The organism is Streptomyces radiopugnans (genome assembly GCF_900110735.1).
Classification (GTDB): Bacteria; Actinomycetota; Actinomycetes; order Streptomycetales; family Streptomycetaceae; genus Streptomyces; species Streptomyces radiopugnans.
This window is the reverse complement of sequence record NZ_FOET01000008.1, coordinates 132,947-154,282: the sequence shown is the minus strand read 5'-3', so window position 1 is coordinate 154,282 and position 21,336 is coordinate 132,947. Positions and strand designations below refer to the sequence as shown.

Here is a 21,336-nt window from a genome sequence, read left to right as displayed (position 1 = left end):
GGGCCGCCCGCCGGGGTTCCCCTCACCCCTTCTCCGAAGCCCCCGGGGCCTCGGGCTTCTCCGGGACCTCAGGGCTCTCCGGACCCGCCGGGGTCCCCCGGTCCTCTGCGGGACCCTCCGCACGGCCGCCGTCCTCCCGCACCGTGCCAGGTGCGGCGCCCGGCGCCGTGCCCGGCGCCGTCACGGGCCCCGGAACCGTCACCGGGGGCGGCACGGCCGGCCCGGTGCGCCGCGGCAGCGCCCCCTCCGGCCGCCGCGGCAGCCAGGGACGTACCAGCCGCCACACCAGCACCGCCAGCAGCGCCGCCGCGGCGAAGGGCAGCAGCACGCCCAGGACGACCGTGATCCAGCGGACCGTCGAGACGAAGGCCTGCCAGCCGCCCGCCAGGGCGTCCAGGAAGGACGGCGCGCCGTCGTCCTCCCCCTCGGCCGGCTCCGCGTCCGGCTCGCGCAGCACCAGCGTGATCGTGGCCATCCCGGTGCGGCTCTCCAGGGACTTCAGACGCGCCTGGAGTGCCTCGAGATCCGCCTGCCGACTGCTCAGCTCGGCCTCCAGCGTCACCACGTCGGACAGCGCCCCGGCCTCGTCCATCAGCTTGCGCACCCGGTCCACGCTGGCCTTCTGCGTCTTGATCCGGCTCTCGACGTCCACCACCTGGTCGGTGACGTCCTTGGCCGAGACCTTCCGCTCGACCTGCTTGCCGAGCCCGGCCAGCTCGTCCAGCACCCCCTGGTACTCCTCGGGCGGCACCCGCAGCGTCATACGGGAGCGGTCGTGCCCCTCGGAGTCGCTGTCGGTGTCCTCGTCGGCCACGTAGCCGCCCGCGGTCTCCACCACCGCGCGGGCCCGGTCCAGCTTCTCCGGCACGTCCTCGGCCGTGACGGTGAGCGACGCGGTACGGATGACATGGGTCGCGGCGAGGTCGGGCGCGTCGTCGGCGGCCCTCCGGTCACCGGCTTCCCCGCGGTCCGCCTGCGAGGCGCCCTGCTCATAGGCCCCTGCCTCCTGTCCGGCTCCCTGCCCCGCTTCCTGGCGGGCCGCCTCGGGCGCCGCGACGCCCCGGTCCGCCTTGGCGCCGGCGCTACCGTCGCCGTCCCCCGCCACGCCGCAGCCGGTGACCGCCAGCGCTGCGGCCAGCAGCACCGCGGCCGACGCCCCGCGCCGCGCCGGCGCACTGCCGCCGGCCATGGGCGTGAACCTGCGTGTGAACATCAAAGCCCCCCAACACATCTGTGGATGTCGGGAGTTGGACGGCCTGCCATACGGGCCGGTTGCCGTTCCCCGGTAGCGAAGCGGTCACGGTCGGGACTCGGGAAGGCCACCGCACGGCCGGAGCCCTCCCGGCCGGGGCGGCGCGCGGGAGCCGGCGGCGGTCTGCGAGAGTGGAGCCATGCACGTCATCGTCATCGGCGGCGGCATCTCCGGGCTCGCCGCCGCCCACCGCCTGCTGGAGGGCGGCGCGCGCGTGACCGTCCTGGAGTCCTCCCCCCGTCTCGGCGGCAAGCTGTACGCCGGACGGATCGCGGACGCCGCCGTCGACCTGGGCGCCGAGTCGATGCTCGCCCGCCGCCCCGAGGGCCTCGACCTCGCCCGCGCCGCCGGTCTCGGCGACGCCCTCCAGCCGCCCGCCACGGGCACCGCGGCGGTCTGGACCCGCGGCGAGGTGCGCCCGATGCCCACCGGCCACGTCATGGGCGTACCCGCCGACCCGGCCGTCCTCGCCGGGATCGTCTCTCCCGACGGCCTGGCCCGCGCCGCCGAGGACGCCGAGCTGCCGCGCACCGAGGTCGGGGAGGACGTGGCCGTCGGCGAGTACGTCGCCGCCCGCCTCGGCCGCGAGGTCGTGGACCGGCTCGTGGAGCCGCTGCTGGGCGGGGTGTACGCCGGGGACGCCTACCGGATCTCGATGCGCGCCTCCGTGCCCGCCCTGTTCGAGGCGGCCCGGCGGGAACGCTCACTGCTGGACGCCGTACGCGGCGTCCAGCAGCGCGCCGCGGCGGGCCGCCCCGAACAGGGCGGGCCCGTCTTCATGGGCATCGAGGGCGGCATGGGACGGCTGCCCGGCGCCGTCGCCGACACCTGCCGCGCCGCGGGCGCGGACATCCGCACCGGCGCCCCCGTGAGCGAACTGCGCCGTACCGGGAGCGGCTGGACGGCGGTCGCCGCGGGCCGCCGGCTGGAGGCGGACGCGGTGGTCCTGGCCGTACCCGCCCCCGCCGCCGCACGGCTGCTGGCCGGCCTCTCCCCGGCCGCCGCGGCCGAGCTGGAGCGGATCGAGTACGCCTCCATGGCCCTGGTCACCATGGCCTTCCGCCGCCGCGACCTGGCCCGGGTGCCCGAGGGCCGGGGCTTCCTCGTCCCCGCCACCGACGGCCGGGCGATCAAGGCCTCCACCTTCTCCACCAACAAGTGGCGCTGGAACGCCGCCCAGGACCCCGGCCTGTTCGTCCTGCGCACCTCCCTGGGCCGCTACGGCGAGGAGGAGGTCCTCGACCGCGACGACGCCGACCTGGTGGAACTGTCCCTGGGAGACCTGCGGACCGCGATCGGGCTCACCGCCCGCCCCGTCGCCTCCACCGTCACCCGCTGGAACGGCGGACTGCCGCAGTACCCCGTCGGCCACCTCGACCGCGTCGCCCGCGTGCGCCGCGACCTCGCCGCCCTGCCCGGCCTGGCGGTGTGCGGCGCGGCGTACGACGGGGTGGGCATCCCGGCGTGCATCGCGAGCGCCCGTACCGCCGCCGAGTCGGTGCTCCACTCCGGATCGAGGGCCCGGCCAGCGGCCGCCCCGGACGCCGCGCGAGAATGAGACCATGACTGCTGAACCCCGCAAGACGCCCAACGCGGGCAAGAAGGCCAAGGACCTCAACGAGGTCATCCGCTACACCCTGTGGTCCGTCTTCCGCCTGCGCGAGGCGCTCCCCGAGGACCGCGCCGGCCACGCCGAGGAGGTCCGGGAGCTGTTCGACCAGCTCGCGGCCAAGGACGTCACCGTGCGCGGCACCTACGACGTCTCCGGGCTGCGTGCCGACGCCGACGTGATGATCTGGTGGCACGCGGAGACCGCCGACGCGCTCCAGGAGGCGTACAACCTCTTCCGGCGCACGAAGCTGGGCCGCGCGATGGAGCCGGTGTGGTCCAACATGGCGCTGCACCGCCCCGCCGAGTTCAACCGTTCGCACGTCCCGGCCTTCCTCGCCGACGAGGAGCCGCGCGCGTACGTGTGCGTCTACCCGTTCGTGCGCTCCTACGACTGGTACGTCCTGCCGGACGAGGAGCGCCGCGAGATGCTGGCCGAGCACGGGAAGATGGCGCGCGGCTACCCGGACGTGCGGGCCAACACCGTCGCCTCCTTCGCGCTGGGCGACTACGAGTGGCTGCTGGCTTTCGAGGCCGACGAGCTGCACCGCATCGTCGACCTGATGCGCCACCTGCGCGCCTCCCGCGCCCGCCTCCACGTCCGCGAGGAGATCCCCTTCTACACCGGCCGCCGCAAGGACCTGGCGGAACTGGTGGCGGGGCTGGCGTAGCGCCCGCGGCACGCGCTCGTGGCGCGGCGGCCGGGGGCCGCCGCGCCACGAGTGGGGTGCTCGGTGCGTCCCGGCCGGGCCGGGACACCGCCGTCAGCTCACCGTGATGTTGGAGCTTCCGCTGCTCTGGTAGCCCTCGGTCGCCATGATCATGTAGTAGTTGAAGCTGCCCATCCGCAGCCCGGCGCGGGACCAGGCGTCGAAGTGGTTGCCGGTGGTGATGGTGCCGCCGGTCTTCTTCTGCTGGCGGACGCTCCAGTACTGGTCGAAGGTCCTGGTGCCCTCGACGGAGGGCTGGTTGTACCGGGTCGTCTTGTAGATGTCGTACGTGCCGCCGTCGCTGCTGACGGTGCCCCGGTACTCTCCCGTGGGCCGGTAGGTGCCCCAGTTGTCGACGATGTAGTACTCCACCAGCGGGTTCGACGTCCAGCCGTACAGGCACAGGTATCCGTTGCCCGACGGGTTGAAGCTGCCCGAGTAGCGCACGGTCCGGCGGCTGCCGTTGGCCCAGCCCTTGCCGCAGACGAAGTTGCCGGTGTTGCGCCACGAGGTGCTGTAGTTGCCGCCGGAGCCCATGGTCATGGAGACCGTGCCCGGGGCGTCGGTCCAGAACGAGTAGTAGAAGCCGTTGTGGTTGCCCGTCTGGTTCGAGGTGACGGTCTGGGCGTGGGCGATGCCGGTGGCCGGCAGCATCAGCCCGGAGGTGGCCACCGCCAGGGCGCCGGCGCGGCCGATGAAGCCGCGGCGGCTCATCGGCTGGGGGGTGGGGGCGTCGTTCCTGTCCATGCTTCGCTTCCTCCTCGCGAAGGCCGGCCTGGGGCCGGGCAGCGCGACACGACCCGGCGTACCGCCGGCGGCCGTGGGGCGGCCACCGTGCGCCTGCGTCGTGTCGACGACGGTGGGGGGACGGCCGGCCGCCGTGGGGGCGGGCGGCCGGAAGGTCCGGGACACGGCGGGTGCCCCGGCTCGACAGCGGTGGGGCCTGTCGATGCCGATAGGTTGGTCCGAGGCCTTTGGGTTGTCAACAGTTCCCGGAAAATTTACGGGAGTTGAGTATCTGTCGAGTCCCCGTAGGGGGAGAGTCATACCTGGTCAGCCTGGCTTGCTGGCGCCTCGCCTCCGGGGCCGCTCGACGAAGCCCTGAGGCCTAGAGGCAACAGGAAGGTCATCGCCTTCAAAAATTCCGGAAATCTTCCGGGGTGCTGATCATGGCGCGATGAGCCCGCGTCCAGCCGGTGCCGGGGAGCAGGGCGCGCCACCGCGCGGACCTGTCTGCCCTGCCTACTCCGGCGACAGCGGCGTCCGTCACCAGTTCTCGTAGTCCTCGATCATGCGGATGACGAGCCGGTGCAGGATCTCGGCCCTGCGCCGGTCCTCCCGCTGGTTGCGCAGGACCCGCTCGGCCGTACGCAGCCGGTGCCAGGCGCTCGGTTCCTTGTCCATCACCTCGTCGACCAGGGGCCGGGTGAGCAGGGCCAGGCACTCGGCCAACTGCCGCCGGGTGTCCGGGGAGGGCGGGGACTGATCGGGGGCCGTGTACCCGCTGGTGAGGTAGCGCGCCGGGTCGGCCAGACTCCATCCCACGACGGCGCCGTCCTGAACGAGCAGCGCCAGTCCGGGGGCGATGCCGATGCGCGCCTCCAGGGGCGCGTCCGGGACCGCAGGGTCCCGCAGGCAGATCAGCTCGGCTGCCTCGGTGTCGCAGTGCAGCATGGTCGCCTGCGGCATGCCGAAATCACGTACCTCATTCGCGCGAAGCCCACCCCGGAGAGTCGGAAGCTCGTTGGGTCTTGATTCCGGATGTAGTGGCCATGCCGCCCCTGCCTGCTATCCGATGCCTGGAGGCCGGAACGCTTTCGCTTCTTGTCTGGCTGGTGTCGGAGATGTGGTTTTTCATCACTTGAACATGGACATCCAAAAAAGGATTCTTGAGCACTCGTAATTTGCAAGAAATAGCCTCATCTCCCCTTCGCTCGTGTAATAGTCGACCATGGTAAGCTCTTCTTCCGGATAATCTTGGAGGAAGGCCACTAGATTTTCTGTTTTGGTGTGCAGGGTGTGGTTTTCTCCGGTTCTTTTGAGGCGTCTTCGGTATGTATGTAGGAGAGATTCTCGGCTAACGGTGCCGCATTCGATGGCAGCGTCATCGGGTACGTGCCAGTTGCTTTTCTGGAAATCCGGATCATTGGTCGAATAGGCGCTGAGAAGTTCCCTCAGCTTGGGCGCATCCATGGTCCTCCGTTTATGCTGATCTCTGCGCCGCGCACAGTGCCCCTGATTGTCACTTCCCCTTCGGGGTATGGATATCTTAGGCCCGGAACACGGTGATAGTCCGGGGTGTCCGCGTTGGGGATTCTCAAGACTACCCCAGGGCCGTTTCCTCGATAACTTTCCTCGAGTGCCATATCTTCATAGTAAGTACTCCACGAAGTGAATTCACTATCTGTCCGGCCGCCTGCATGAAGCTGGGGGTCGGAATGCCCGCCGAGGGGTTCCGCCACTCCTCGGCGGGCATCCTCGTACATCTTCAGCCACTCAGGCGGAGACGACGAATCTGCGTAGCCGACCCCGCGGTAGAGGTATGGCTCTTCCTCCGGATCCCAACTGCCTCCGTTCTCGCACCCACCATCGGCAGGTGCCAGACCCAGCGGGTCACACCAGGTGTGGGGGTTGTGGACGTAGGTGGCCGGGTTGGGGGCGGGGGCCAGGCCGAGGGGGTCGGGGGTGGTGTAGCGGCCGGTGGCCGGGTCGTAGTAGCGGAAGTGGTTGTAGTGCAGGCCGGTCTCGGGGTCGTGGTACTGGCCGGGGAACCGCAGGGGGGTGTAGGTGGTGGCGTCGCGGTTCCAGGTGGTGGTGCCCCACAGGGTGGTGCGGGTGTGCCAGGCGATGCGGCCGGTGTCGTCGACGAGTTCGGTGGGGGCGCCGACGAGGTCGGTGACGATGGCGAAGAACCGCCGGTCGATCTCGGCCTGGTCGCCTGGGTCGAGGAGGCGCTCGGTCTGGGCCAGGGGGGTGAGGCCGTCGTGGTCCCAGGTGAGGGCGACCGGGTGGGGCAGATCGGGTGAGGTGGTGGTCTGCTCGACGAGGACCGGGCCGTCCCAGGTGAAGTCCACCTGCTCGGCCACGGTTTCGCCGTCCGGGGCGAGACGCTGTTTGGCGATGCGGCGGCCCAGCGGGTCGTACAGGTAGCGCCAGACGGTGCCGTCCGGGGTGGTGACGGTGGTGAGGCGGTCCTCGGCGTCCCACTCGTAGCGCCAGGTGTCGGGCTTCTTCGACAGCCGGACGCGCTGCCGCAGGACGGTGCGGCCGGCTCCGTCGTACTCGTAGCGGAAGCGCCCGGCCCGGGTGAGGCGGGTGCCGGTGTAGGCGCGCTCGCCGGTGGCGTCGGCGGCGGCGTGCCCGGCGGGCCAGGAGGCGGAGGTCTGGTTGCCGGCCGCGTCGTAGGCGTAGGTCTCGCTCCAGTCGGCCGCGGTGACGGCGGTGACGCGGCCGGCCGGGTCGAGGTCGAAGGCGCGGTGGCCGGTCAGGAGGTCGTCGACGGCGGTGAGGTAGCTGTCCGGCCGGTAGTGGTACGTGCGCTGCTGGACGGTGGCCGCATCCGGGCCGGCGGTGAGGGTCTGGCCGGTCAGGCGCCCGGCCGGGTCCCACCACTGGGCCAGGGTGAGGTGCTCGCCGATGCGGCGGGCGGTCTCGCGCCCGGCGGCGTCGTGGGTGAAGTCCAGCGTGCGGCCGGAGGTGGTCAGGGCGGTGCGGTTGCCGGCCGCGTCGTAGGCGAGGGACGACACCGCCCCGGTGGGGGTGGTGCGGCGGGTGCGGCGGCCCAGCGCGTCGTAGGAGAGGGACAGGGCCCGGCCGTTCACCAGCTCGGTCTTCACCCGCCCCAGCCGGTCGCGGTGCCAGCGCACCTCCGCGTCGGGCCCGACGGCCTCCACCGGCCGTCCGGCCGCGTCGTAGGCGAAGGTGGTGACCCGGCCCCCGGCCTCCTTGCGGACCAGGCGGCCCAGCTCGTCGTGGGCGAAGGCGACGGTCTCGCCCAGCGGGGTGGTGCGGGCGGCCAGTTGACCGGCCGCGTCGTAGGAGTAGGAGAGGGTACGGCCGTCGAAGTCGGTCTCGGATATCAGGCGCCCGGCCGGGTCGTACTCGTACGACCAGCTCAGCCCCTGGGGGTTGGTGACGCGGGTCAGGCGCAGCTCGGCGTCGTGCTCGAAGGTGTGGCGCACCCCGTCCGGGCCGGTGCGGGCGGCGAGCAGGTCGAAGTGGGTGTACTCGTACGTGGTCACCCCGCCGGCCGCGTCGGTGTGGCGGACGCGGTTGCCCTCACCGTCGTACTCCCACGACTCCTCGGCCCCGTCCGGGCCCGTGCGGCGGGCGAGTCTGCCCTCGACCGTCCACTCCAGGCGGGTGACCGCGCCGAGGGGATCGGTGATGGCGGTGGGACGGCCGAAGGCGTCGCGGGTGTAGCGGGTGACGGCGCCCAGGGGATCGGTGATCTCGACCGGCAGCCCGGCCGCGTCGCAGCGCACGGACGTGATCTGGCCCAGGGCGTCGGTGACCGAGGCCAGATGGCCGTGCCCGTCGTAGGCGTAGTGGGTGGTGTGACCGGCCGGGTCGGTGGTGGCGGTGCGCAGGCCTCGCTCGTCGTAGGCGTGCCGCCACACCGCCCCGTCCGCCTCGCGGACCTCGACCGGCAGTCCGAGGCCGTCGCGGGTGACGGCGACCCGCCGCCCGTCCGGGCGGGTCAGGCCGGTGAGGCGTCCGTGCTCGTCGTAGGCGAAGGCGGTGGTACGGCCCAGGGGATCGGTGACGGTCAGCGGCTGCCGGTGGTCGCCGTAGGTGTAGCGGGTGGTGTGGCCGCCCGGGTCGGTGGTGGCGATCGTGCGGCAGCGGTCGTCGATCACATGGCGGGTGGCGTGCCCGGCGGCGGTGGTCAGCGTGGTGACCTTGCGGCCGGTGTCCGGGTCGGTCCCGTCGTAGGCGATGCGGACCTGCATGTGGCCCTCGGTGCCGCCCTCGGCGACGCACCGGTGCAGGTTGTCGTAGACGTAGTCGTAGCGCCGGTCGTTGGAGTCGACCCAGGCGATCACCCGGGCCTCGTCGTCGTACTCGAACCGCAGCGGCCGCCCCGAGGAGTCGGCGACCTCGGTGAGGTGGCCGTCGGTGTAGCCGTACCGCTTGATCACCCGGTCGCCCAGCGACAGGGCGGTGACGCGGCCCTCCTCGACGGTCAGGTGCAGGGTGTAGCCGCCGCTGTGCTCGATCCGCAGCGGGGCGCCGGTGGCCTCGTCGTGGACGAAGAGGATCTGGTGCCCGGCCCGGTCGGTGATCTGCTCCAGCCGCGCCACACCGTCCGCCCCGCCGCCCTCGCCCCCGGCCGGCGGGGCGAAGTGCCGCACCCGTCCGGTGTCCGGTTCGGTGAGGGTGTAGCCGCCGTCCGGTGTGCGCTCCAGCGGCATCCGCGCCGAGCCGGCCGACGGCAGCGTGGGGACGCCGGGGGCCGGGTGCGGGTACGCCAGCAGCCGCCCGTCCTCGGCGACGAACACCACGCCCTCGGCGTCCACCTCCAGCCGCTGGTCGACGGTGGAGGCCCACGACGGCCCGAACCACCGCCCCGCGGTGTACCCGGACTCCACGTACCGCCGGAAGACCAGCGGCATCGCGCCGGGCAGGGAGACGTCCGTCTGCGGCAGGAACATCCTCCCCGTGGCCAGGTCCACCGGGTCCGTGCCGCCGGAGTTGCGCTCCTCCGGCTTGCTGCCGTGCTGCTCCGGGCCGTCGTTCTCCAGGGCGCGGCGGGCCTTGCCTGCGTCGGCGGCCGCGTCGGCGGCGTCGGCCGCGATCCGGACGCCCTTGACTCCCGCCCCGGCGCCGCCGGTCGCGACGGCCAGCGCCGCGTCGGGCGCCAGCCGCCCCAGCCCCTCGGCCGGGTCCTTCATGAAGTCGGTGACCATCTGCCGGCCCGTGCCCCACGGGTCGTTGGCGGCCTGGACCAGCCCGGCGACCGTGCTGTTGAGGGTGGTGGCGTACTCGCCCGGGTGCCCGATGTTGTACGGGTCGGTGGGGTTGAGGCTGCGGGCCAGGGAGACCAGTCCGGTGGTGCCCTTGATGATCCCGCCCAGCACGTGCGAGTTCTCCAGGTGCATCCCGGCCATGCCGTACTTGACCTGCTCGGCGTACGACGGCTTGGGCGGCGCCGCGTCCCGCGCCGCCTTCACGGCCGAACGGGCCTTCTCCGCCGCCGTGTCGCGCTGCTTGCGCGCCTCGGCGAGGATCTCCTCGGCCTCCTCGGCCTTCGCCGGGCCGGGGTCCTTGAAGGCGGCCGGGCACACCGGCGGCGTACCCGGGTCGTCGCCCGCCTTCACCTTGGCGTTGTAGGCGTCGACGGCCTTGTTGTACGCGTCGACCTTCTCGTTGTGCGCCGTCCGCGCGTCCTCGGAGGCCTTGACGGCGGCCTTGTACTTGGTGATCGCCTCCTTGGCCCGGCCCTGCGCCCACTCCACGGTGTCGGCGAAGTCCTCCAGGGCGCCCGCGGCCTTCTCGCAGGCGTCGGCGGCCTTGAACCACCGGGGAGGCTCCTTGGCCGCCTTCGCGCGGAAGGCGTCGGCCGCCTCGCCCCTGATCCCCGAGGAGTCCAGCCCCTTGATGCCCTTGCCGACGTTGTCGAAGGCCTTGGCGAAGTCCTTCAGATGGCCCGCGGTCGAGCGGAGCTTGCCCGCGCTGCCGTAGACCAGCTTCTCGGGGTCCTCGGTCTGCCCGAGCTGGAGTTCGTCGGTGTCCGCGCCCATGGCGTTCGCGGCGGAGCGGGACTTGTCGCGCACCCAGTCCGCGCCGGACTCCCAGCCGACCTTGTCCAGCCCGTCGGCCGTCTTGCCGCCCAGCCACTCGACGCCGTCGCCGAGCTTCTGCACACCCTTCTCGAAGCCGTCCTCGAGGAAGTCGGGGAAGAGGTCCGAACCCATCAGCCCTCGCCCCCGTCACCCTGCCGCCCGCCCTGCTGCTGCGCCTGCTGCTGGGCCCGTTCCTCCGGGGAGGGCCCGAACATCACGTCCCGCACCGTCTCGCGCTGGTGCTCCTCGACCCCGGCCGCGTCCATCGCCAGGTCGTTCAGGAAGCCGCCCTGGCCCTGGCCGGTCACGTTCCGGGCGGTGTCCTTCCAGGTCTGCCCCATCTCCTGCTGGGCGGTGCGGAACGACTCCGTGCTGTAGTCGGGCCGGTAGTTGTCCAGCGAGATCAGCTCGCCCCACTCCCGCTGGGTGATCTCCTGCTCGGACAGGTGCGGGTTGCCGGCGAACGAGTTGGCCGCGACCTTGAAGGTGCCGTCCCAGTACCGGTCCTCGGCGTGGACCATGCCCGCCGCCAGGTCCAGCCGGGCAGCCAGTGCGTTGGCGTCCATGACCAGGGCGCGTACGCCCCACTCCCAGTCCTCGCAGAAGCCCTCGAACTCCCCGGCCAGACCCGGGTGGCCGGCCTCCATGGCCGTCAGCACCATCGAGTCGAAGCCCGCGCCCTGGAGGGAGTCGGTCTCCGAACCGCCCACCTGCTTCAGCTCGTCGATGGCCCCGTTGAGGCCCTTGGCGATGAGATCCAGGGCCTCCTTGGAGAACTTCAGGTCCCCGTCGCCGCTCATCGCGCGCCCCCGTCCCGCTCCGCGCCGTCCGTGCCACCCGCGCCGTTCGTGCCACCCGCGTCCGTGTCCACCGCCGCAGCCTCTGGCACGATGCCCCTCACCGGCGGGAACAGCATCGAGCCGTCCTCGTCGGCGGCGTTGACCGCCACCCCGGCCGGACCGTCCATCCGGGGAACGACCACATCCAGCAGCCGGGCCCCCAGCAGCGCCGCGTACTCCCACTCCTCGCCGGGCGCGGCGCCCTTCAGGCGGGCGAGGCGGGCCATGGCCGCCTCGTCGGTGAACGCGTGGATCCAGCGGATCCCGCCGTGCACGGCCGTCATCAGCCGGTTGTCCATCAGCGGCACCAGCACGGCGGTACGGCGGAACTCGCCCACCATCGCGCGGGGGTTCCCCCGCCCCGCGCGCACCGCGGCTATCTCCCCGACGAGCCCCACCCCGTACCCCCGTTCGACTCCTACCCCGGCCGGTCGGCCAACACTGTACTTCTGCAAAGCGGTTGATCGATCGGAATACGACAGCACCGGTGCGCCCGGCGCCAAGGTGGCCTCGGTGCCAGAGTTCCGGGGCCGGCCCCTTCGCTCCGGCGGCGTGGTGGCGACCCGGGCCGACGCCCCCGAGATCCAGGTCGCCGAACTCGGCATTACGCTGAGACCGTGATGAGCAAGAGGGCGGGTGGACGGTGGCTCGCCGCTGCCTTGGCGGTCTCCGCGGTACTCACCTCGGGGTGCGTGGCCTCGGTCGATGCCGGCGAACTGCCCGGCGTGTACCGCAACGAGGCGACCGGCGCCCAGATCGTGCTCGGTTCCGACGGGACGTTCTCCGCCACCGATGTGTCGATGGACGGGGTCTCCGATCCCGTCGACTTCAGCGGCGAGTGGGATTTCCTCGACGACCAGGCGTCCAGCGACTTCATCTACCTGTCGATCGAGGACGGCGGACTCGGCAGGATCGGCGGCGTCCAGCTCTACACGAGCGGCCCGGAGAAGGTGTACTTCAATTCCGATCCGGACGGGCCGCCGACCCTGGAACTCACCAGGACGGCTGCGCAGTAGGCCCTGCCTACCGAGTCCGGCACATGGCGGCACCGCACCCCGGCCGCGCCGCCGAGCCTTCTCGGCCGGCGGACGGCCGGTGGAGAAGTCACACCTCGTCCGAGCGGCCGACGGCTTGTGCCGACGCCTGCCCGGCGTGGGGAGTCGGGAAAGCGGACGGCTGCCGCAGCGGCACCTCCGCCCAGACGGTCTTGGTGAACGCGTCCCGCACCTCGCACCCCCAGCGCCGGGCGTACACCGCGACCAGGAGCAGCCCCCGCCCCGACACCTCGTCGGGCGGCCCCGGGTCGGCCGCGGGGTGGCGGGGGAGCCGCTCGGGCCGGGTGTCGGTCACCTCGATCCGCATCGCGGCCGGCTCGTGCGGGACGGGCTCATGCACGGCCGGCTCGTGTGACAGGAGCAGCGTCAGCCGGAAGTCCCGGCCCGGAAGGCTGCCGTGGGTGACGGCGTTGGCCGCCAGCTCCGCCGTCACCAGGGCGACGGCGTGCGCGGCGTCGCAGCCGTGCGGCAGGCCGGTCCACTCGGCGAACTGCTGCACGGCGAGCCTGCGCGCCAGCCGCGCGCCCCGCCGGGTGCTGCTGAAACGGGCGGTGAACCGCGGTACGCCGGCGGCCTGTTCGGCGGGACGGTCGTCGGGGCGTGTGGTGGGCCGCCCGGCGGCGGAACTCTGGTGTCGCATGCCGTAACCGTCCCGTCACGCGGGGCGCGCGGCCAGGTCGGACCGCCGTACACGCCCCTGCGTAAGCCCCTTGTACGGCGGCTGTACGGCCGGTGCCCGTGCCCCGTCCGGCACCGGCGCGGTTCGCCATGGAGGTGCACCCGCGACGGGCCAGGGGGACAACGATGGGCAGGAACAACGAGAGTGCCAGGCCCGCCGCAGACGGCGGTGGGGACCGGCCCGGCGCGTGGAGCGCCTACGGCAAACCCGTCCGCCTCTTCCGCGAACGCGAGGGCCTCACCCAGCAGTCCCTGGCGGACGCCATCGGCTACTCGCTGGAGCAGGTCGCCTCGGTCGAGCAGGGACGGCGGCCGGCGAAGGCCGCGTTCACCGGCGCGGCGGAGCGGGTGCTGAAGGCCGGCGGGGCGCTGAACACCCTCCAGGAGGACGTGGACCGCGCCCAGTCGCCCGCGTTCTTCCAGGACGTGGCGGCACTGGAGTCGGAGGCGATCAGCCGCTTCTCCTACGACCAGCTCGTGATCCCGGGACTCCTCCAGACGGAGGCGTACGCCCGCGCCCTGATCCAGACCCACTTCCCGCCGCTCGACGACGAGATCGTCGAGCAGCGCGTCGCGGCACGCCTGGCACGGCAGTCCATCCTGACGCGCAGGACGCCCCTCACCGTCTTCGCGTTCGTCATCGAGGAGGTGGCGCTGCACCGCGTGGTGGGCGGCCCGCAGGTGATGCGGGCCCAACTCGCCCACCTGCTGGAGTGCTCCCGCATGCGGCACGTGGGCATCCAGGTGATGCCGAACAGCAGGGCCGCCCACAGCGGGCTCAGCGGCCCGATGGTCCTGCTGGAGACGCACGTACGGCAGAGGTTCGTGGTGATCGAGTCGCAGGGCGTGGTGAGCGTCCGGTCCGGTTGCCGCGAGGTCGGCGAGTTCTGGCTCCAGTATGGGATGCTGCGCTCACAGGCTCTCAACGCCGAGGATTCGGCCGATCTCATCAAGCGGGCGGCAGGGGAGACATGAGCATCGAACGGCAGGGCGGCGACGCGCCCGGTGAGCTGTCCTGGTCCAAGAGCAGCCACAGCGGCCCGAACGGCGGGGACTGCGTGGAGGTGGCCGCCGGGGCGGACGCCGTGTACGTGCGGGACTCCAAGACGGCCGGCGGGCCCGTACTGTGGATCGGCCGCGACGGGTGGGCCGCTTTCGTCGCGCTCGCGGCCGGGCGCTGAACCCGGTTCCGCACCGCTGCGGCCCGGACGCCGTCCGGGCCGCAGCGGTGTGAGCGGGCGGGGTTACGCGGCCTCCGGCTCCTCCTCGGCGGAGGTCTCGGCGGCCACCGCCGTCTCCTCCGGCCCGTCCCCGTCGTCCAGCACGATGCGGACGGTACGGCGTCCGTCGCCGGGCCCGGCCTCGGTCAGCCGGTCGCGGATGCGGTCGTAGAGCACGGCGGCCATCGCCCAGTCCGCGTCCACCTCCTCGCTCGGCTCCTCGCGGGTCTTCCAGAGGCTGATCAGGGCGGCGATGAGGGACGGCCCGGACAGGTGCGTCCCGACCTTTCCGTCACCGATGTCTTTGACCTCTCCGGGAACGCGGAAGCGAGGATGCCGGACGGCCTGTACGAGCAGGAACTCCCAGGTGTCGCGGTGGCAGACCAGTTCGGCGCGCGACACCCCGGCGGCGTTCAGCAGCAGTTCCGCGTGCTCGGCCAGCGGGTCGCGTGGCGCGGCCCGGCCGCCGTCCTGCCGTCCCGGCCGCTGGCCGTCTGTGCCGTCCGCGTGGACGCCGTGGAGCCGCCGGTCGTCCGCTACCGGGGACGTTGCGGTGCGGTCGGTACGGCCGCGGGAGTCCTCGGAACGGTTCCGGAGGGCTTGCTCAGCGGCCTCCTTCACCTTCCTCACGCGCTCTTCCGGCGTCTCCTCGGTCTCCCGGGAGGGAGCCGCCCCGTCCGGGGGCTCCGGTACGCCGTCCTGCTCCTGCTCCATGCGCTCCTCCTGCCGTCGGCTGTCCTGTGTCTCGGGGGCTTCGTCCGACGGGGCCGAAGAGTGGGCCAATGACTGGGCCCCGGCCGTCCCCGCCGTTCCGTCTCCCGCCTCACCGGTGCCGTCCGCCCCGCCGGGTTCGTCGGCGCCGGGGGAGCCCGGGGCGGGCGGCGGGTGTGCCCCGGTGCGGCCGCCGGTGATCTCCAGGCGCAGTTCGCCCAGGCGGCCGAGGATCTCCTCCTGCCGCCGTAGCTGCGTCTGGTTCTCCTCCTGGAGGATCCTGATCCCGTCGGAGGCGGTTCTCCGGAGTCTGTGGAGCTCTCCGCTCATCGCCTGCGACGGCGGCTTCTCCGCCGCCTCGGCGAGCGCGGTGCGGATCTCCGCGATCTCGCGGCTGATCCGGCCGATCCCCTCGCCGAGATCGCCGAGCCCCTTGCCGCAGGCACCGGACTCTTCTTCGAGCGGCTGTTTCCGCCTCAGCGTGAACCGCACGCAACCCCCTTGTCGCCTTGAGTGACGAGCGCATCCTTTCCCTGGGCCGATCGGGCGACGCAGGCGTTTTCCGGCCAAGACCGTTCCGTGCCGCCGGTGTTCACGGAACGGACGGCCTCACGCTGGGCGGTTACCTCCCAGCGCTCCCGAAGGGGGGATGGCCTGGACGTATGTGCCCCTCCCCTTCCTACCGATCCCGCGAAGTGGAAGGCGGCGGGCGGCGGACGTATGGCCGGGTCTCCGCCGGTCGATGGGGAGCCGTACAACGGCCTCTTGTACGGGTGTTGTACGGGTCTCGGGCCGTGCCCCGGCCTGCGCGGGCCGCGTTGGACACGGCCCCGGCGGTGACGGACGGCGGAAGCCGCCGGGGGAGCCGACGAGCGGGACGGACTCGGGGACGAAGGGGCGTGAGGGCGGTGCGGGACACGCGGAACGGTCGCGCGGTACGGGTGAAGGAGGAGAACGGCGACCCGCCGGGGGTGTGGTCGGCCTACGGCAGACTGCTTCAACACCTCCGCAAGCAGGCCGGGTTGAGCCAGCAGAAGCTCGGGGACGCCATCGGCTACTCGCTGGAGCAGGTCGCCTCGGTCGAGCAGGGACGGCGGCCGGCGAAGGCCGCCTTCACGATCGCGGCGGACCGCGCGCTGGGAGCGCGGGGCGTCCTGGAAGTCCTCCAGGACGACGTGGAACGGGCCAAACTGCCGCGCTTCTTCCGCAACTTCGCGCTCATCGAGTCGGAGGCGCTGAGCCGCTTCTCCTACGATCCGCTGCTGGTGCCGGGGCTGTTGCAGACGGAGGGCTACGCACGGGCGGTCTTCGGCGGGCACTGCCCGCCGCTGAGCGAGGAGACCATCGACCAGCACACCGAGGCCCGGCTCAGCCGCCAGAAGCTGCTGACGCGCGTACCGATGGCGGAGCTGTCGTTCATCATCAGCGAGGAGGCGCTGCGCGATCCCGTGGGCGGCCCGGAGGTCATGCGCGAGCAGTGGCGACGTCTGCTGGAGGTCAACGCGCTGCGGAACGTAGAGGTCCAGATCATGCCCGCCGGACGCGGATTCCACCCGGGCAAGAACGGTCCGTTCGTGATCCTGGAGACGAAGGAGCACCGCGACATCGGCTACTTCGAGTCCCAAGGTGTCGGGTGCGTCGTATCGGATGTCTCCGAGGTCAGAGCCTTCTCCATGCGTTATGGCAAGCTGCGATCGCAGGCCCTGAACGTCGAGGAGTCTGCACGACTCATCGAGCGGCTGGTGGGAGAGACATGAGCGTGGAACAGGTGACCGACAACGCGGGCGAGCTGTACTGGTTCAAGAGCAGCCACAGCGGATCGGACGGTGGGGACTGCGTGGAGGTGGCCGCAGGGCCGGATGCCGTGTACGTGCGGGACTCCAAGGCTGCGGGCGACGGGCCCATAGTGCGGGTTGGCCAGGGCGGATGGGCCGCGTTCCTGGTGCTCGCGGCGGAGCAGAGCTGATCAGAGCCGTTGTCCCCGGCCGGCGAGGCCGGTGACGGCCAGGGCGGTACGGGCCTGCGGGCCGCCCGCTACGCTCCCGGCCGCGTACGGCGCAGGCGGCGGGGGAGGAGACCGGCCAGGCCCCACCCCCGAGGGGCCTGGCCGGAGCGTTCGCGGTACCAGCGGCGCAGGCGGCGCCGCCGGCGCCGGGACAGCGCGGGGTCGGAGTCCAGCAGGTGGGCCACGAAGCGCATGGCGTCCGGGCGGTACCCGCCGGTCATGGGGCGGCCGCGGGCGTAGGCGGCGAATGCCGGGCGGTATTGATCGCCCAGGACGTCCGGCAGTTCGGGCGCGATGCCGGCGATGACGGAGGCCCGTTTGGCGACCAGCGCCCGGCGCTGGATCTCCAGTCGCTCGGGGTCGAAGCCGGCGGGCACGGGGCCGTCCGCGACCAGTGCGCCCAGCAGGGCGGCCTGGACGGTGGCGAGGCGGCGGCGTGCCGCGTCGGTGCCGGAGCCGGGGTCGGTGACAGGGCCGGGGCCGAGGCCGGGGGCGGTGACAGGGCGGGAGCCAGGACCGGTGTCAGACACGGGTGCCTCCCGCGCCCCGCGCCGTCCCCTCGAACACACCCCGTACGGCGGCCAGTTCGGCGGCCAGCTCCTCCGCGGCGGGGAAGTCGTCGTCGCGTTCCAGCAGCACGCCCGGCGGATCGGTGCGCGCGCACAGCTCGGCCAGCAGCTCCAGCACCGGCTCCGGCACCGGGTGGGCGTGGCTGTCGTGCCACACCCCGTCGCGCTCCACGCCGCCCGCCACGTGCACGTAGGCCAGCGCGTCCAGCGGCAGGCCGTCCAGGACGGCCAGCGGGTCCTCGCCGCGGTTGACGCGGTTGGTGTGGAGGTTGGCGACGTCGATGAGCAGGCCGACGCCGGTGCGGTCCACCAGCTCGGTCAGGAACTCCGCCTCGGTCAGCTCCTCGCCGGGCCAGGTGAACAGGGCCGCGACGTTCTCCAGCGCCAGCGGCACGGGCAGCGCGTCCTGGGCGATCGTCACGTTCTCGCAGAGCACGTCCAGCGCGTCGCGGGTGCGCGGCACCGGCAGCAGGTGCCCGGCCTCCATCACCGGCCCCTCGACTCCCGGCCCCTCGACTCCCGGCCCCTCGACTCCCGGCCCCTCGACTCCCGGCCCCTCGACTCCCGGCCCCCCGGCCCGTACGAACGCGATGTGCTCGGTGACCAGCGGTGCCTCCAGCGCCTCGGCCCGGCGCGCCAGCGCCGCCAGCCGGGCGGGGTCGGGCCGCTGCGCGCCCCCGAGCCCGAGCCCCACCCCGTGCGGCACCACGGTCGTGCCGCGCTCGCGCAGCCGTACCAGCGCCGGCGGCAGGTGGTCGGGGCAGACGTTCTCCGCGACCACCTCCACCCAGCCGACGTCCGGCAGCGACTCGATCGCGTCCGCGATCTTCGGCCGCCAGCCGATCCCCGTACCCAGTCGTGCCACGCCCGCCCCCCTCGACGGCTCCTCCCCGTGTGGGGTTGTCATCTCCGGGCAGAGGGATCACCAATCCCGCGCGGTGGAGTTCAGAGCTTCACCTGAGCTTTCGCCGGGGCTCCGCCCCGGGCCGTTCGCGGCCGCCGCCCGTGTGTCGCGCCCGTATCGGGCCGGGGAACGACGAAAATCGGATCAGTCCTCCAGGGAGAGGTACATGCTGGAAAAGCTGCAGCGCCTACTGGGGCTCCGTACCGATCCGGTCATCTTCTTCACCTCCGCAGGGCTCACCGTGCTGTTCGTGGTGGCGGCGATCTCGCTGACGGAGCAGGTGGACCGGATCTTCGCCACGGCCTCGGACTGGCTGCTCACCAATCTGGGCTGGTTCTACATCCTGGGCGTGACGACCTTCCTGGTCTATCTGCTCTGGATCGCCGTCAGCCGCTACGGCCACATCCGCCTGGGCGCCCAGGACGACCGCCCGGAGTACAGCAGGCGGACCTGGTTCGCGATGCTGTTCGCCGCCGGGATCGGCACGATCCTGATGTTCTGGGGCGTGGCCGAGCCGATCAGCCACTTCGCCGAGCCGCCCCAGCAGGGCGTCGAGCCGCAGAGCACCGAGGCCGCCCGGATGGCGATGGCCTACTCGCTGTACCACTTCGGGCTGCACACCTGGTCGATCTTCTGCCTGCCGTCGCTGACGTTCGCCTACTTCGTCTACGTGCGCGGGATGCCGTTCCGGGTCAGCTCGGTCCTGTACCCCCTGCTGGGGGACCGGGTGTACGGCACGGCGGGCCGGATCGTGGACATCGCGGCGGTGATGGGAACGCTCTTCGGCGTCGCGGTCTCGATCGGCCTGGGGACGATGCAGATCAACAGCGGACTGGCGCGGCTGTTCGGCCTGCCGGAGAACTCGCTGGTCCAGGTGCTGCTGATCACCGTGATCACCGCCATCGCCACCACCTCGGTGGTCTACGGCCTGGACAAGGGCATCAGGCGGCTGTCGAACATCAACATCGTCATGGCCATCGGGCTGATGCTCTTCGTCTTCGCCACCGGGGCGACGCTGTTCCTGGCCAAGGGGATCATCGAGAACGTCGGCGTCTACCTGTCCTCGCTGGTGTCGCTGGCCTTCTGGAACGACACCTTCGCCGACACCGGCTGGCAGGGCACCTGGACGGTGTTCTACTGGGCCTGGACGATCACCTGGTCGCCGTTCGTGGGCATCTTCATCGCCCGTATCTCCAAGGGCCGCACGATCCGGGAGTTCGTCCTGGGCGTCCTCGCGCTGCCCACGGCCTTCACCATCGTCTGGTTCAGCGTCTTCGGGATGTCCGCCATCGACATCGAGCTGAACGGCCCGGGGGGGCTGGTGCGGGAGGTGGTGGAGGAAGGCGACATCCCCGGCGCGCTCTTCACCTTCCTGGAGAACTACCCGCTCACGACACTCGCCTCGGCCCTCTCGGTGCTGATCGTGGTCATCTTCTTCACCACCTCCTCGGACTCGGCGTCCCTGGTGGTGGACATGCTCAGCGCCGGGCAGCGGGAGGAGGGCGGGCCGACGCGGCAGCGGGTGTTCTGGGCGATCACCGAGGGCGTGGTCGCGGGGACGCTCATCGCGGCGACGGGCAAGAGCGGCCTGGACGCGCTCGCCGAGGTGATCACGGTGCTCGGCCTGCCGTTCTTCGTCCTGGCGTTCCTGATGATGTACTCGCTGGTCCGCGCGCTGCGGACGGACTTCCCCGAGCTCACCGGCCCGCCCGCCGCGCTGCGGCGGCGGATGGAGCGCGAGCGCAGGACGCGGGAGTGGGGCGCGGGGAAGCGGGACGGTGAGAACGCGGAAGGCATCGAAGGCACCGGGGGCGCCGGGCGTGCCGGGCGTGCCGGGGGAGAGACCTCGGAGGGCGCCGGGGGAGGGGCCTCCGAGGGCGGGCGGTAGTCCCTCAGCCGCGCGGCGCCGGACGGACCGGGCGCGCCGGGAGCGCCGGGTGCTCGGCCACGACCGTGGCCGAGCCCGGGGCGATCTCGGTGAAGCCGGCGTCGCGCACCACCGGCAGGCCCGACTCCGTCAGCCGCTCCCACCGCCCGCGCGGGGCGGTACGGACCGCGAGCGGGAAGCCGGCCGCGCGCCAGGCGGCCCGCGCCGCGCCGTCCAGCGCCCACCAGGCGAGCTGGGCGCCGTGACCGGCCTGGGCCATCGCCTTGCCTGCGGACATCTCCAGTTCCGGATTGAGCCACAGCACGGGCGTGCCGGGTTCCGGCGCTACGGGCGGTACGGGGTCCTCCAGTTCGGTGCCGGAGACCTGGAGGCGGGCCAGGTCCTTCGGCCAGCCGTCCAGCGGTACGGGCGGGAACACCCGCACCTCGGCCGGATGCCCGCCATCGCCGGTCACCGTGACACCCGGCAGCGCGCAGGCCCGCCGCCACTCCGCGCCGCGCGCCCGGCGCACCACCTTGCGGATGCGCCCGTCCTGCCAGTCGCGCACTGCCTGGTGCCAGGGGCCGCCGGGGTCCGTCGCGCGCTCGTCCGACAGCATCACCAGCACCGCGCGCGCCGCCGTCCGGAGGGCGTCGGTGCGGGCGGGCGGGCCGGGGGGAGCGGACCGCTCGATCCGGACGACGAGCGGCAGGACGTACTGCGGGGCCGCGTCCCGGGCGGTCGCCCCACGGGTGGCGGCGGGCTCGGAGAAGGCGTCGGAGGAGGAGTCGGAGGTGCTCACGGGGCCAGTGTGCCAGCCGGCGCACCGGCGTCCGCGCCCGCTTCCGTACGAGGTCCCGGGCGTGCGGGGCCGGGAGTACCCTCGGCCCCATGGAGTTCGTATCCGGCTGGACCCCACCCGAGACGGCGGCCGCCCGCGACGGGGGCGAGGAGCGCGCCGAGGGCACCCTCGACGGCGCCGGGCGCGAGGAGCGGGCCGTGTGTGTGCAGTGCGGCGAGCCGACCGAGTACCCGGCGAGCACGCGCGGCGCGACGCTGTGCCCGGTGTGCGAGTGGCAAGAGGCCGAGCGCGTGGCCTGCTCCTGCTGAACGGAGCCGAACAGGACCGCCCG

The 21,336-nt window shown here is 72.6% G+C and carries 19 protein-coding genes and 1 pseudogene; 9 read left to right on the top strand and 11 right to left on the bottom strand.

Translation table 11 applies throughout. The features are described 5' to 3' along the window. Nucleotides 1–22 precede the first annotated feature (22 nt). A complete protein-coding gene (locus tag BMY40_RS16455) occupies nt 23–1,189 on the bottom strand; it encodes a DUF4349 domain-containing protein (RefSeq protein ID WP_093660208.1) in 1,167 nt (388 codons plus the stop codon). A 202-nt stretch (nt 1,190–1,391) separates the two neighbouring features. Between BMY40_RS16455 and hemG the strand changes: the two genes are divergently transcribed. Then, nucleotides 1,392–2,810 (top strand): protoporphyrinogen oxidase, encoded by a 1,419-nt coding sequence (hemG, locus tag BMY40_RS16450; protein ID WP_093660206.1) that lies wholly within the window; start codon nt 1,392–1,394, stop codon nt 2,808–2,810. 4 nt (nt 2,811–2,814) lie between these two features. Then, complete coding sequence (hemQ, locus tag BMY40_RS16445) at nt 2,815–3,531, top strand: hydrogen peroxide-dependent heme synthase (RefSeq protein ID WP_093660204.1); 717 nt, start codon at nt 2,815–2,817, stop codon at nt 3,529–3,531. 93 nt (nt 3,532–3,624) lie between these two features. Here hemQ and BMY40_RS16440 read toward each other — a convergent pair whose 3' ends face one another. From BMY40_RS16440 to BMY40_RS16420, 6 genes are all read right to left on the bottom strand, one after another. Continuing rightward, the gene (locus BMY40_RS16440) at nt 3,625–4,317 is read right to left on the bottom strand and encodes a glycoside hydrolase family 11 protein (RefSeq protein WP_093660202.1); all 693 of its coding nucleotides are present in this window, start codon (nt 4,315–4,317) and stop codon (nt 3,625–3,627) included. 519 nt (nt 4,318–4,836) lie between these two features. After that, the gene (locus BMY40_RS16435) at nt 4,837–5,259 is read right to left on the bottom strand and encodes a hypothetical protein (protein WP_093660200.1); all 423 of its coding nucleotides are present in this window, start codon (nt 5,257–5,259) and stop codon (nt 4,837–4,839) included. A gap of 168 nt (nt 5,260–5,427) precedes the next feature. Continuing rightward, nucleotides 5,428–5,763, bottom strand: coding sequence for a hypothetical protein (locus BMY40_RS27765; protein WP_143071779.1), 336 nt, complete (start codon nt 5,761–5,763; stop codon nt 5,428–5,430). Then, nucleotides 5,745–10,487 (bottom strand): putative T7SS-secreted protein, encoded by a 4,743-nt coding sequence (locus tag BMY40_RS16430; protein WP_093660198.1) that lies wholly within the window; start codon nt 10,485–10,487, stop codon nt 5,745–5,747. The genes BMY40_RS27765 and BMY40_RS16430 overlap by 19 nt, the downstream gene beginning before the upstream one ends. Further along, nucleotides 10,487–11,155, bottom strand: coding sequence for a hypothetical protein (locus tag BMY40_RS16425; RefSeq protein ID WP_093660196.1), 669 nt, complete (start codon nt 11,153–11,155; stop codon nt 10,487–10,489). Before BMY40_RS16425 ends, BMY40_RS16430 begins: the two co-directional genes overlap by 1 nt. Further along, on the bottom strand, nt 11,152–11,592 hold the full coding sequence (locus tag BMY40_RS16420) for a hypothetical protein (protein ID WP_093660194.1): 441 nt from the start codon (nt 11,590–11,592) through the stop codon (nt 11,152–11,154). Before BMY40_RS16420 ends, BMY40_RS16425 begins: the two co-directional genes overlap by 4 nt. Nucleotides 11,593–11,814: 222 nt before the next feature. Between BMY40_RS16420 and BMY40_RS16415 the strand changes: the two genes are divergently transcribed. Next, the gene (locus BMY40_RS16415; protein ID WP_245770142.1) at nt 11,815–12,210 is read left to right on the top strand and encodes a hypothetical protein; all 396 of its coding nucleotides are present in this window, start codon (nt 11,815–11,817) and stop codon (nt 12,208–12,210) included. Between the two features lie 88 nt (nt 12,211–12,298). On the opposite strand, the gene BMY40_RS27550 is transcribed toward BMY40_RS16415, so the two are convergent. Next, entirely contained in the window at nt 12,299–12,889 is a 591-nt protein-coding gene (locus BMY40_RS27550; protein WP_177214030.1) for an ATP-binding protein, read from the bottom strand. A gap of 164 nt (nt 12,890–13,053) precedes the next feature. Between BMY40_RS27550 and BMY40_RS16405 the strand changes: the two genes are divergently transcribed. Together BMY40_RS16405 and BMY40_RS16400 are read left to right on the top strand one after the other, a co-directional pair. Next, entirely contained in the window at nt 13,054–13,902 is an 849-nt protein-coding gene (locus BMY40_RS16405; RefSeq protein ID WP_245770136.1) for a helix-turn-helix domain-containing protein, read from the top strand. Beyond that, nucleotides 13,899–14,108 carry a DUF397 domain-containing protein gene (locus BMY40_RS16400; protein WP_093660188.1) on the top strand — a complete coding sequence of 70 codons (210 nt, stop codon included), beginning with the start codon at nt 13,899–13,901 and terminating at the stop codon, nt 14,106–14,108. Before BMY40_RS16405 ends, BMY40_RS16400 begins: the two co-directional genes overlap by 4 nt. Before the next feature lie 63 nt (nt 14,109–14,171). Here BMY40_RS16400 and BMY40_RS16395 read toward each other — a convergent pair whose 3' ends face one another. Beyond that, entirely contained in the window at nt 14,172–15,350 is a 1,179-nt protein-coding gene (locus tag BMY40_RS16395; RefSeq protein WP_093660186.1) for a hypothetical protein, read from the bottom strand. Nucleotides 15,351–15,766: 416 nt separating this feature from the next. Between BMY40_RS16395 and BMY40_RS16390 the strand changes: the two genes are divergently transcribed. Together BMY40_RS16390 and BMY40_RS16385 are read left to right on the top strand one after the other, a co-directional pair. Continuing rightward, nucleotides 15,767–16,615 carry a helix-turn-helix domain-containing protein gene (locus BMY40_RS16390; RefSeq protein WP_093660354.1) on the top strand — a complete coding sequence of 283 codons (849 nt, stop codon included), beginning with the start codon at nt 15,767–15,769 and terminating at the stop codon, nt 16,613–16,615. After that, nucleotides 16,612–16,824 carry a DUF397 domain-containing protein gene (locus BMY40_RS16385; RefSeq protein ID WP_093660184.1) on the top strand — a complete coding sequence of 71 codons (213 nt, stop codon included), beginning with the start codon at nt 16,612–16,614 and terminating at the stop codon, nt 16,822–16,824. The genes BMY40_RS16390 and BMY40_RS16385 overlap by 4 nt, the downstream gene beginning before the upstream one ends. A 68-nt stretch (nt 16,825–16,892) precedes the next feature. Here BMY40_RS16385 and BMY40_RS16380 read toward each other — a convergent pair. Further along, nucleotides 16,893–18,297 (bottom strand): annotated as a pseudogene (locus BMY40_RS16380) (MbnB/TglH/ChrH family RiPP precursor modification enzyme). Nucleotides 18,298–18,502: 205 nt separating this feature from the next. Between BMY40_RS16380 and BMY40_RS16375 the strand changes: the two are divergent. Then, entirely contained in the window at nt 18,503–20,224 is a 1,722-nt protein-coding gene (locus BMY40_RS16375) for a BCCT family transporter (protein WP_177214029.1), read from the top strand. Between the two features lie 4 nt (nt 20,225–20,228). On the opposite strand, the gene BMY40_RS16370 is transcribed toward BMY40_RS16375, so the two are convergent. Further along, nucleotides 20,229–21,005, bottom strand: coding sequence for a peptidyl-tRNA hydrolase (locus BMY40_RS16370; protein WP_093660182.1), 777 nt, complete (start codon nt 21,003–21,005; stop codon nt 20,229–20,231). Nucleotides 21,006–21,094: 89 nt separating this feature from the next. On the opposite strand from BMY40_RS16370, the gene BMY40_RS16365 reads away from it, so the two are divergent. Beyond that, a complete protein-coding gene (locus tag BMY40_RS16365; RefSeq protein WP_093660180.1) occupies nt 21,095–21,313 on the top strand; it encodes a hypothetical protein in 219 nt (72 codons plus the stop codon). Nucleotides 21,314–21,336 lie beyond the last annotated feature (23 nt).